The 11701-nt window shown below is 74.1% G+C and carries 10 protein-coding genes; 7 read left to right on the top strand and 3 right to left on the bottom strand.

All coding sequences use genetic code 11. The features are described from left to right. The first annotated feature begins 60 nt into the window (after positions 1 to 60). The 4 genes from ACN9MM_RS31005 (at position 61) to ACN9MM_RS31020 (ending at position 5451) form a co-directional block, all read left to right on the top strand. The gene (locus ACN9MM_RS31005) at positions 61 to 1479 is read left to right on the top strand and encodes a nucleobase:cation symporter-2 family protein (RefSeq protein ID WP_382865644.1); all 1419 of its coding nucleotides are present in this window, start codon (positions 61 to 63) and stop codon (positions 1477 to 1479) included. Between the two features lie 48 nt (positions 1480 to 1527). Continuing rightward, positions 1528 to 2916 (top strand): 8-oxoguanine deaminase, encoded by a 1389-nt coding sequence (locus ACN9MM_RS31010; protein ID WP_426367017.1) that lies wholly within the window; start codon positions 1528 to 1530, stop codon positions 2914 to 2916. 304 nt (positions 2917 to 3220) lie between these two features. After that, complete coding sequence (locus tag ACN9MM_RS31015) at positions 3221 to 4669, top strand: nucleobase:cation symporter-2 family protein (protein ID WP_426367018.1); 1449 nt, start codon at positions 3221 to 3223, stop codon at positions 4667 to 4669. Between the two features lie 92 nt (positions 4670 to 4761). Further along, a complete protein-coding gene (locus tag ACN9MM_RS31020; protein WP_426367019.1) occupies positions 4762 to 5451 on the top strand; it encodes an aspartate/glutamate racemase family protein in 690 nt (229 codons plus the stop codon). A gap of 55 nt (positions 5452 to 5506) precedes the next feature. Here the strand turns inward: ACN9MM_RS31020 and ACN9MM_RS31025 are convergent, their stop codons facing one another. Continuing rightward, the gene (locus tag ACN9MM_RS31025) at positions 5507 to 6139 is read right to left on the bottom strand and encodes a hypothetical protein (RefSeq protein ID WP_426367020.1); all 633 of its coding nucleotides are present in this window, start codon (positions 6137 to 6139) and stop codon (positions 5507 to 5509) included. A 132-nt stretch (positions 6140 to 6271) separates the two neighbouring features. Here ACN9MM_RS31025 and ACN9MM_RS31030 point away from each other — a divergent pair, with 132 nt between their 5' ends. After that, the gene (locus tag ACN9MM_RS31030; protein WP_426367021.1) at positions 6272 to 7243 is read left to right on the top strand and encodes a fibronectin type III domain-containing protein; all 972 of its coding nucleotides are present in this window, start codon (positions 6272 to 6274) and stop codon (positions 7241 to 7243) included. A gap of 93 nt (positions 7244 to 7336) precedes the next feature. Here the strand turns inward: ACN9MM_RS31030 and ACN9MM_RS31035 are convergent, their stop codons facing one another. Next, positions 7337 to 7561, bottom strand: coding sequence for a hypothetical protein (locus ACN9MM_RS31035; RefSeq protein WP_426368969.1), 225 nt, complete (start codon positions 7559 to 7561; stop codon positions 7337 to 7339). Positions 7562 to 7574: 13 nt separating this feature from the next. Between ACN9MM_RS31035 and ACN9MM_RS31040 the strand changes: the two genes are divergently transcribed. Further along, on the top strand, positions 7575 to 8615 hold the full coding sequence (locus tag ACN9MM_RS31040; protein WP_426368866.1) for a beta family protein: 1041 nt from the start codon (positions 7575 to 7577) through the stop codon (positions 8613 to 8615). Positions 8616 to 8666: 51 nt separating this feature from the next. Next, on the top strand, positions 8667 to 10454 hold the full coding sequence (locus ACN9MM_RS31045) for a hypothetical protein (RefSeq protein WP_426367022.1): 1788 nt from the start codon (positions 8667 to 8669) through the stop codon (positions 10452 to 10454). A 9-nt stretch (positions 10455 to 10463) separates the two neighbouring features. On the opposite strand, the gene ACN9MM_RS31050 is transcribed toward ACN9MM_RS31045, so the two are convergent. Beyond that, positions 10464 to 11609 carry a GDSL-type esterase/lipase family protein gene (locus ACN9MM_RS31050; RefSeq protein WP_426367023.1) on the bottom strand — a complete coding sequence of 382 codons (1146 nt, stop codon included), beginning with the start codon at positions 11607 to 11609 and terminating at the stop codon, positions 10464 to 10466. Positions 11610 to 11701: the final 92 nt, after the last annotated feature.

An 11701-nucleotide genomic window follows, 5' to 3' on the forward strand; every position in this document is an offset into this window, starting at 1 on the left:
GTGACCGGCCCCCGCCCGCCCGCAGTCGGGCGGGGGCCGCGCCAGACCGGAGGGAATCTCATGGCACAGCCTGCAAAGGGGCCGGCAACCGCCGAAGGCCCGTGTTCCACCCCTCCGTCCACCCCCCGCCCGGCTCCGGCCGAGTGTCACCCGGTGGACGAGAAGCTCCCCGCCTCGCGGCTCGTCCCCGCGGCACTCCAGCACATCGCCGCGATGTACGCCGGCGTCGTCACCCCTCCGCTCATCATCGGCCAGGCCGTCGGGCTGGACGCCGCCGGCATGACCCGGCTCATCGCGGCGAGCCTGCTCATCGCCGGCTGCGCGACCATCCTGCAGACCCTCGGCCTCGGACGCTTCGCCGGAAACCGGCTCCCGTTCGTCAACGCCGCCTCGTCCGCCGGCATCGCCCCGATGCTCGCCATCGCCGAGACCAGCGCCCCCGGGCACCAACTCCCCGCCATCTACGGCGCGGTGATGGTCGCCGGAGTCTTCTGCCTCGCCGTCGGACCCTTCTTCGGCAGACTTCTGCGCTTCTTCCCGCCGCTCGTCACCGGCGTCGTGATCACCCTCATCGGTGTCACCCTGATGCCCGTGCCCGTCGGCTGGGCCCAGGGCGGCGACAAGACGGCCGCCGACTTCGGCGCCATGAAGTACCTGGCACTCGCCGGCTTCACCCTCGTCGTCATCCTGCTCTTCCAGCGCTTCGGCAAGGGCTTCGTCAAGCAGATCGCCCTGCTGCTCGGCCTGCTCATCGGCACCCTCGCGGCGATCCCCTTCGGAATGGCGGACTTCAGCGCCCTGCGCGAGGCGCCCGTCGCGGCCCTGCCCGCCCCCTTCGCCTTCGGCGCCCCCGAGTTCCAGCCCGCCGCGATCCTCTCCCTGTGCATCGTGATGCTGGTCCTCATGACCGAGTCCAGCGCCGGCATGCTCGCCCTCGGCGAGATCTGCGAGCGCCGCAGCGACGGGAAGACCATCACCCGCGGCCTGCGCACCGACGGCATCGCCACCCTGCTCGGCCCCGTCTTCGGCGGCTTCCCGACCTCCGCCTTCGCACAGAACGTCGGCGTCGTCTCGCTCACCCGGGTCCGCTCCCGGTACGTGGTCGCCGTCGCCGGCGGCGCCCTGCTCGTCCTCGGCGCCTTCCCCGTCCTCGGCGCGGTCGTCTCCATGGTCCCGATGCCCGTCCTCGGCGGCGCCGGCATCGTCCTCTTCGGCTCGATCGCGGTCAGCGGCATCCGCACCCTCTCCGAGGCCGGACTCGACGACAGCTCCAACATCATCCTGGTGGCCGTGGCCCTCGGAGCGGGCATCATCCCGCTCGCCGCGCCCACCTTCTACGCCGGGTTCCCCGCCTGGGCCCAGACCGTGCTCGGCTCCGGCATCAGCGCGGGCGCGCTCGTCGCGGTCCTGCTCAATCTGTTCTTCCACCATCTCGGCACCCGGAGCCGTCACGCGGCTCCGGCACTCAAATCCTCCTAGGGTCCTGCCGTGCCCACACCATCCCCGAGGAATGAAGGAAGCACCGCCATGGCAGCACCTTCGGCAGCCCAGCGCATCGTCATCGAGAACGCGGCGATCGCGACCGTCGACGCGAACGACACCGAGTACGCCTCCGGCTACCTCGTCGTCGCCGGCAACAGGATCGAGTCCATCGGCGCCGGCAAGGCGCCCGAGGGCCTGGAGAACGTGGTCCGCCGGATCGACGCCACCGGTCATCTGGTGACGCCCGGCCTGATCAACACCCACCACCACTTCTACCAGTGGATCACCCGAGGTCTGGCCACCGACCACAACCTCTTCAACTGGCTGGTCGCGCTCTACCCGACGTGGTCGCGCATCGACGAGTCGATGGTCCGCGCCGCCGCGCAGGGCTCCCTGGCGATGATGGCCCGTGGCGGTGTCACCACCGCCATGGACCACCACTACGTCTACCCGCAGGGCTCCGGCGACCTCTCCGGCGCCATCATCGGCGCGGCCTCCGACATGGGCGTCCGCTTCACCCTGGCCCGCGGCTCCATGGACCGCAGCGAGAAGGACGGCGGCCTGCCGCCGGACTTCGCCGTCGAGACCACCGAGGGCGCGCTCGCCGCGACCGAGGAGACCGTCCGGAAGTACCACGACGCCTCCTTCGACGCCATGACCCAGGTCGCCGTCGCCCCCTGCTCGCCCTTCTCCATCTCCACCGACCTGCTCCGCGAGGGCGCCGCGCTCGGCCGCCGTCTCGGTGTGCGCATGCACACCCACGGCTCCGAAACCGTCGAGGAGGAGAAGTTCTGCCACGAGCTCTTCGGCATGGGCCCGACGGACTACTTCGAGTCCACCGGCTTCCTCGGCGAGGACGTGTGGATGGCGCACTGCGTCCACATGAACGACTCCGACATCGAGGCCTTCGCCCGCACCAAGACCGGTGTGGCCCACTGTCCGTCCTCCAACGCGCGCCTCGCCGCCGGCATCGCCCGCGTACCGGACATGCTCAAGGCGGGCGTCCCCGTCGGCCTCGGCGTCGACGGCACCGCCTCCAACGAGTCCGGCGAGCTCCACACCGAGCTGCGCAACGCGCTCCTCATCAACCGGCTCGGCGCCCACCGCGAGGCCGCGCTCAACGCCCGCCAGGCCCTGCGCCTCGGCACCTACGGCGGCGCCCAGGTCCTCGGCCGCGCCGACAACATCGGCTCCCTCGAGGCCGGCAAGCTCGCCGACTTCGTCCTCTGGAAGATCGACGGCCTCGGCCACTCCTCGATCGCCGACCCGGTCTCCGCCATCGTCTTCGGCGCGGCGGCCCCGGTCACCGCCTCCTTCGTCAACGGCAAGCAGATCGTGGAGAACAACCGACTCCTGTTCGCCGACGAGGAGCAGATCGCGCGCGACGCGCGCGCGGAGGCCCAGCGCCTGGCCCGGATCACGGCCCAGGGCTGACCCTCCCCATGGAGTCCGACCGAGGGGGACGGCCCTCGGTCGGTCGCCGCGGACCCGAGCGGGGTCCGCGGCAGCCCGACCGGGTGGTGCCGCACGCGCAACGCGCACGGCACCACCCGGGACGGTGAAGCGTGCCCGCACCCCCACACCGGGCACCCGTCCCCGCGTCGCACCCCCTCCGCACGCACCCCGCCGCACCCTCTTCACCCCGCACCGAGCCGCACCTCCTGCACTTCGCACCGCTTCGCACCACCTCCATGAACCCCGCGTCACCGCCGACGTGTAACCGACCGGAGGAACCGCCGTGGCCGCCAAGCCCCAGGTTCGCAATGCAACAGAAGCAGGCTCCGCTCCCGAAGACCGAGAGAAGCATCCGGTCGACGAGACGCTGCCCCCACTCAAGATGCTCACCAGCGGCCTCCAGCACGTCGCCGCCATGTACGCGGGCGTCGTCGCCCCGCCCCTGATCGTCGGAGCGGCCGTCGGCCTCTCCGGTACCGAGCTCACCTTCCTCACCGGCGCCAGCCTCTTCACCGCCGGCCTCGCCACCTTCCTGCAGACCCTCGGAGTCTGGAAGATCGGCGCCAAGCTGCCGTTCGTCAACGGCGTCACCTTCGCCGGCGTCGCGCCGATGCTGGCGATCGTCGACACCACCGAGAACAAGGCCGACGCCCTCCCCGTGATCTTCGGGGCGATCATCGTCGCCGGACTCCTCGGCTTCGCCGCGGCCCCCTTCTTCTCCCGGCTCGTGCGGTTCTTCCCGCCCGTCGTCACCGGCTCCGTGATCACCCTCATAGGTGTCTCCCTCCTCCCGGTCGCGTTCGGCTGGGCGCAGGGGCCCAACCCCGCGGCCAAGGACTACGGTTCGACCACGTACCTCTCGCTCGCCGGCACCACGCTCGTCGTGGTCCTGCTGCTCCGCCGCTTCACCCGCGGCTTCCTCAAGCAGGTCGCGGTCCTCGTCGGCCTCGTCCTCGGCACGCTCATCGCCATACCGTTCGGGGTCACCGACTTCAGCCCGGTGCAGGAGGCCGACATCGTCGGCTTCCCGTCCCCCTTCCACTTCGGCGCCCCGCAGTTCGCCCTCGCCGCGATCATCTCCATGTGCGTGGTCATGCTGGTCTCCATGACCGAGTCGACCGCCGACATGCTGGCGCTCGGCGAGATCGTCGAGCGGCCCGCCGACGAGAAGACCATCGCGGCGGGACTCCGCGCCGACACCCTCGGCTCCGCGATCAGCCCGCTCTTCAACGGCTTCATGTGCAGCGCCTTCGCGCAGAACATCGGACTGGTCGCCATGACCAGGATCCGCAGCCGCTTCGTCGTCGCCGCCGGCGGTGGCTTCCTGGTCCTGATGGGCCTCTCGCCGGTCGCCGCCTCGCTCATCTCGGTCGTGCCCCGCCCCGTCCTCGGCGGTGCCGGTGTGGTCCTCTTCGGCTCGGTCGCCGCGAGCGGCATCCAGACCCTGGTCAAGGCCGGGCTGGAGAAGGACAACAACGTGCTGATCGTGGCGGTCTCGCTGGCCGTCGGCATCATCCCGATCACCAAGCCGGACTTCTACCACGCCTTCCCGGAGACCGCGCAGATCATCCTGGACTCCGGCATCTCCACAGGCTGCGTCGCCGCCGTCCTGCTCAACGTGGTCTTCAACCACCTGGGCCGGGGCCGCGACGCCGACGAGGTCACCGCGCCCATGGAGCCCGGCGACGAGATCTCCGGCAGCGCCACGGCGAAGGCGGCGCACGTCCACTGAGTCCGCTCCTCGTCCCACCGCCCGCCCCGGGCCCCGCGCACGCCGCGGGTCCCGGGGCCGTGGTGCGTGCCGACCGCACGGGGCCCGGGGCCGTGGTGCTGATCAATCCCAACACCTCCGCCGCCACGACCGCGACGATGGCCGCCATCGCCCGCCGCGCCCTGGGACCCGCCCTCCCCGTCCGGGGCGTGACCGCCGCCCGGGGCCCGCGCATGCTCACCGACCCCGAGGCACTGCGGGCCGCCGCCCCCGAGGTCCTCGCCGCGGGTCTCCGCGCCATGGACGAGGGCGACTGCGTCGCCCTCCTGGTCGGCGCCTTCGGCGACCCGGGCCTGGCGGCACTCCGCGCGGCGGCCCCCGTCCCCGTGGTCGGCCTCGGCGAGGCCGCGCTCCTGGAGGCGGCCGCCGCCGGGACCCCCTTCGGCATCGCCACCATCACCCCGCTCCTCGCCGACGCCATCCACGCGCGGGTGACGGCCCTCGGTCTCGCCGACCGGTACACCGGCCTCCGGCTCACCGCCGGCACCCCCGAACGCCTCTCCGCCGACCCGGTCCTCCTCCTCGACCGGCTGGAGCGCGCCGTCCGCGCCTGCGCCGAACGGGACGGGGCCCGCGCGGTCGTCATCGGCGGCGGCCCGCTCGGCGAGGCCGCCGAGGAACTCCGGGCCCGCTGCGCGGTCCGGGTCGTCGCCCCCATCCCGGCAGCCTGCCGCGCGCTCACCCGGCTCCCGGCGATCCGGCAGACCGCCGGCCCCACGGGCCGAGGACGCCCCACGGACTGAAGGCGCCCCCACGGGCCGCGGGCGCTCGCCGGGTGGGCCCCCGGCCCCGCGCTCCTCACCGTTCCACCTCGATCCGTCGGCGGCACTCCCGGGCCAGGGGCGGGTACGCGGCGGCGATCGCCTCGTACAGCCGGCGCCTCAGGAGCCGCTCGGCCTCGCCCCGGCCGGTCTCCCCGTACAGACCGTCGAGCAGCGCCTCGTACCGCGCGAGGGCGTGCCGCAGATAGCTCACCTGCCACCGCACCAGCGCCCCGGAGGGCGGGGGCACGGGCGCGGGTCCGGCCGCGGCCTTCTCCGGCGGTGCGTCCTCCCGCCGCGGCCCGGGGCTCCGGGCCCCCAGCAGGTGCCGGTGCCGCACGGCCCGCCGCTCCAGCTCGGGCCCGGGCAGCAGGGGCACCTCGATGGGCTCCGCGCGGATCGCGGCCAGGACGGCGGCCCGGCGCCGCTCGGCGTGCACGCCGGAGGCAGCGGCGCGGGTCCGGCAGAGCGCCGCCGCCTCGGTGAACTCGGGTGTCCGCTCCACCGTCTCCACCCGGGCCAGGAGGTAGAGCCGCATCGGCGCGAGCGACCAGCGGCGCGGATCGCGCCCCTGCACGTCGGGCGTGCCGAGCAGGTCCCGCACCATCGCGTCGCTCCAGCCGCGCCGCCGCATCCCGGCGAGCGCCACATAGGTCGTACGGTCCGTCATGATTTCCCCCTGAGTCGACTACGGAGCGTGACGATTCCAGTGAAGCGCACCCCACTGACAACGCCCCCTTGCCGCGTCCGCCCCGACTGTGCGATATAGGTCTGGACCTTTTCGACGGACGGAGGCCGGCCCGTGCAACGCCTGCTCGCCGCAAGCCTGTTGACCGCACTCGCACTCGCGACGACGCTCACTCTCACCGCCTGCGAAGGCGCCGCCGCCCCCGCGCCGAAGGACACCGTGGCGCCCACCGCCCCGACCGGAGTCACCGCCGCCGCCGGCAGCGCGAGCACCGTCCACGTCATGTGGAGCGCGGCCACCGACGACCGCGCCGTCACCGGCTACGCCGTCTACCGTGAGGGCCGGAAGGTCAGGGACCTCCCCGCCACCACCCTCATGACCGACGTCGTCGGCCTGACCCCCGCGACCCCCCACCGCTTCACCGTCCGCGCCCGCGACGCCGCCGGCAACGTCTCACCCCCCAGCGCCACCGTCACCGCGACCACCCTCCCCGCCGTCGCCGAGGACCGCACGGCCCCCACCGCCCCGACCGCCCTCCGCGTCAGCGCCGACGGCAGCCGGGCCGCCGCCCTCCGCTGGTCCCCGGCCCGCGACGACACCCGGGTCACCGCGTACGACGTCTACCAGGCCGACGTCCGCATCCACACCGTCCCCGGCACCGCCACCACCGCCCGCCTCACCGGCCTGCGCCCCGGCACCGCCTACGCGTTCACGGTCCGGGCCCGCGACGCCGCCGAGAACTCCTCCCCGGACAGCGCCCCGGCCGACCTCACCACCGCCCCGTCCCCCGGCGCCCCGCCGAACACCGCCCCCCGCGACCTCACCGCCACGGCCGGCAAGGGCGAGATCACCCTGACCTGGACCCCGCCGAGGACGGGCGCCCCGGTCACCCACCACGAACTCCACCTCAACGGCCGCTTCACCACCACCATCATCTGGGGCACCACCCCGCCCCCCGGCCGCGCCACCTACACCTTCCCGGTCCAGGACCCCCCGGGCACCCGCTACACCGTCACCCTCCGCGCCCAGCTCCCGGACGGCACCTGGGGCGACTTCTCGGCGCCGAGGACGGTGGTCGTCCGCTGAACTCCCCACGAGCTGGAACGACCTGGAACGGCCTGGAAACGACCCGGAACGACCTGGCCGGAATCGCACCCTTTCGCCGGGAAGAACCGCCCCTCACCCTGCGACCAGGGGATGCGACGGGCCGTGGGGGGCGCCGATGACCGAGCCGATGACCGAGCCGAAGTCCGAATCCACGTCCGAGCCGAAGTCAGAACCGACGTCCAAGCCGAAGTCAGAACCGACGTCCAAGCCGAAGTCAGAACCGACGTCCAAGCCGAAGTCCGGGCAGAGGTCCGAACCGACGCCCGAACCGACGCCCGATCCGACGCCCGAGCCCATCTACGTACCCGCGCTGCCCGCGCGGACGAGTGCCCTCGGTGCTTACGCCTGTCTGGCGCCGGACGTACGCGCGTGCGTGGCACCGCTCTGGACGGTGCCGCCCCGCGTCGGCCGTGAGCGGACCCCCGGCTGCCCGCCGCCCCACCCCCTCGACCCCGACCCCGCCGCGCTCCGCGACCACGCGCACCGCGCCCTGGCCGACATCGCACGGGTCCAGCGAGGCCGGCCCGCCTGGGTCGACACCTGCCACATCGAGCGCGAGCCGGGCTTCCCCGGCCTCGGCACGCTCCCCGCCCCACTGAGGCCCGTCACCGGCGTCGAACGCGACCCCGCGCAACAGACGGCCTGCGCCGAGGCGGCGCGCGCCCGCGGCACCGGCCTCGGCATCCGGGTGCGCCCGCACACCGGCGAGCGGACGGCGGAGGCACTCCACCGCCTTCTGCGACGGATCGCGTCCGCCCGCTGCCGGGTCGACCTCCTCGTCGACCTGGGCGAGGTCGACGAGGACCGGGGGGCGGACCGCGCGGCGCTCCGGGCCCTCAACCTCCTCCGCCCGCTCCACCCCTGGCGCACCGTCGTGCTCCTGGCCGGCGCCTTCCCCCGCACCCGGCCCCCGGCGTACGGGACACCCGTGGCCGAGATCGGGCGCGCCGACAGACTCCTGCCCGAGCTGCTCCGCCACACCGACGGCGGACCGGGCCCGCGACCCGTCCACGGCGACTACGGGGCCCACGACGCGGCGAGCGCCGACCGGGTCTCCGACACGGGTGACGACCCGTTCCGCGGAGCCCTCCGCTACACCGGCGAGCGCACCTTCCTCGTCGGCGAGGTCCCGGCCGAGTCCGACCACCACCTCACGGTCCGCGCGCTCGCCCGCGAGATCGTCGCCTCCCCGCACTTCAGGGGCGCGGAGTACAGCGAGGGCGACCGCTGGCTCCGGGCCTGCGCGGACGGCAGGGGCCTGCCGGACACCGGCCACCCCGACTTCTGGATCGCCGCCGGTCACATCCAGCACCTGACCCACGTCGCCCGCGAACTGCGCCGACACTCCTGACCCGTGGTCCTTGCCCGCCGGAACGGGCCTCCCGGAATTACCCTGGGAAGCGTGGCCGGGACCGTTCTCACCAACACCGGGCTCGACAGCTTCCTCGACGGAGCGCCCGAGCATCGTGACCCCGCGTTCGCGCGGGCCGCCGAAGCGGTCCTGGGACTGCTCGCACTGCGCGGCGCCGACCGGGCGACCGGGGTGCCCGAGCCGACGCCCGGACTCGTGCGGCAGCTCCTCGTGGAGGACCTGCCGACCTTCGTCTACGCGCCCCCCGGCGAGCTCGCCGCCTATCCGGCTGTCCTCGGCGCCCTCGCCGCACGGTTCGACGGCGGGCGGCGCGAGGGGATCGCCGTGGTCCTCGCCGAGTCCGCGCCCGACTTCGAACGCGCCATGAACGACCCCGGCAACCTCACCTGGCACCGCTGGTACGCCTCGCTCCTGCGGACCTGCGGTGCCGACCTCGCCGACCCCGAGGACGTACGGCGCAGGCTCGCCGCCCTCGACGGCGCACCGCTCCCCGACGGGGTGCGCCGCGCCCACCTCATGGGACGGACGGCCCTCGCCGACGTCCTGCTCGCCGAGGCGCTCACCCGCGCGTACGTACGGGACGCCGAGGCGCCCCCGGCCTCCGGGCCGCTGCTCACCGACCACGCCGTCGCGACCGGCATCGGGCAGCTCGCCTCCGCGCTCCAGGACCGGTGGACCGCCGCCGGGCTCGCCGAACAGCTGGCCGGCCCGTACGCGCGCTTCGCCCCCGGACCCGACGCCTTCCCCCATCTCGTCCTCGCCGACGCCCTCCTCGACGAGCACCTCGACTACTACGGGGACCCCGCGGCCCCCGAACCCCCGCCGCCCGCGATCGAGGCGGGACCCCTCGAGGAGGACGCCGACACCCTCATCGCCGCCGTCGAGGAACTCGCGGAGGAGGAGTTCGAGCCCTACGGCGGCGAGGCGCCGCACCTGCTGTACGCGGTCTACCAGCGTGGCTGCTCGGCCGATTCCGTCGCCCGCAAGGCCGCCGAGTACGAGGACTGGTCCGTCGACCCGGCCCTGGAGGACCTGCCCGTGGCGGTACCGGACGCGGCACCCGGCCCGTACACCGTCCCGCCCGTCCCGGAGCTCGTACGCCTGCTGGGTACGGCGGAGCTGGACGAGGCCGACCGGGCGCGGCTCGAAGGACCGGCCCGCGACCTCGCCGCGGTCCTCGACCGGCTCGCCGCCACCGGTCTCGTCTTCCGCGCCGGTGACGCCTTCGGGCTCACCCCGCGCGGCGCGGGCGTCGTCCGCTACCTGCTCGGCGTGCGCGGGGTCGCCGCGCCCGACGCCGCCGAGGCCGCCGCGTGGACCGCGTCCGACGTGGTCGCCGCCGCCGGGGGCTGGTCCTCGTCCGTCGCCGCGCGCGTACTCGCCGACTGGCTCCACGCGCGCGCGGACACCTCCGACGCCTGGTCCGGGCTGCTCGCCGCCCTCGGAACCGTCCACGCCGGCACCTCGGAGGCGGCCGCCACGCGCGGGCTCTTCGCCGCCCTGGACACGGCCGGCGCACCGCCCGAGGCCCTGCGCGGCGCCCTCCGCGACCCGGTCATCGGCGCCTACGCCCTGGAGGCGCTGCGGCACAGGGGCGAGGAGGCGGACCCGATCCAGGTGCGGACCTCGGCCCGGGCGCTGAGCGTCCTCGACGCGCTGCCCGCCAAGAAGGGGCCCCTGGAGGCCCGCCGCGCCGCGTTCGACGCGGCGGCGGCGGCCTGGCCGGGCGGTTCCGCCGCGCTGGTCCGCGCGATGGCGGCGGCGGACCGCCACGAGACCGAGCGGGTGCTCCACCCGCTCGGCATCACGCTCCCGTGACGACGGGGCCTAGCCGGCCGTGAGGTACATCCCCGAAGGCCCCGAACCCGCCGTGTTCCGGCAGCTCTGGTTCCCCGTCGGGCGGGCGGCCATCAGGGCCAGGCAGCGGCCAAGGGCCTGCTGACCGTAGGCGTTGGGGTGCATCGACTCCTGGACGAGACCCTGCGTGCTCTGGCTGTCGATCCAGCGCGCCCACTCGCTCGTCGTCGCCGAAGCGGGCACCGTCGCCGTCACCTGCTTGCTCGCCTTCGCGCAGACCTCACGGCCCTGAAGCGCGTCGCGCAGGTCCAGGAACTGCACGCCCTTGGCCGTGGCGACGCCCTTGAGACGCGCGGCGAGCTGGGGGACCAGGGAGTCGCGGGCCCAGTCGGAGTCCGCGTTCCAGAAGGGGCAGCCACCGGTGTTGGTGCGGGACCAGCCGCTCTCCGCGTACCGGTTCTCGGCGGCGCGCGGGATGGGGGAGGGGTACGACTGGAGGACGATCCGGTAGTCGGAGGAGGAGTATCCGGCGGTGGCCATGACCGCCCGGATCTCGTCGACGGACCGGCCGACGTCGGCCATCACGCCGTCGATCCGGGCGTCGACCTCGGCCTGCTGGTCGTCGTGGCAGTAGGAGTACCAGACGATGTAGTCGGTCGCGCAGGTGGTGATGATGTCGGCGAAGCCGAGGTCGTTGCCGCCGATGGACAGGGCGATCAGGTCGACGTCGTTCGCGGCGGCGACGGCCGCCAGTTGGTCGGCCTGGGGCGCCTCGCCCTTGTAGGCCTGGCCGCCCTGGGAGGCGCGGAAGAGGTTCTTCGTCGTCGCCCCGGAGCAGGCGAGGTTGATCAGGGAGGTCGCGATCGGGCCGGCGCTCCTCACCTCGGAGGTGTCCGAACGGTGGCAGCCGCCGGCGGTGGCGCCGTACACACGGGACGGGTCGTAGGCGCTGCCGGTCCAGGCGCGGTCGGTGCCGTTGCGGCTGCCGGAGTTGGTGAGGCTGTTGCCCTGCCAGCGGCCGGCCTCACCGGAGATGTAGCTGTCGCCCATGGCGACGACGGCGGTGGGGCCGGAGCCGGCGGAGGCATGGGCTGCGGGGGCGGCGACGGAGGCGAGCCCGGCGGCGGTACACAGTGCCAGGAGTGCGCGCAGCGCACGGTGGGGGGTCGAAGGCATGGCTGTGCTCCTGCGGTATGCGGTGACGCAGTGACGTGGGGGACAGCCGCCGGCCGGTGGCATGGCGGAATCTCGCACGGCCCGGCTTGTTA

Origin of the sequence: Streptomyces sp. E-08, from assembly GCF_049913095.1 — a bacterium.
Taxonomy (GTDB): domain Bacteria; phylum Actinomycetota; class Actinomycetes; order Streptomycetales; family Streptomycetaceae; genus Streptomyces.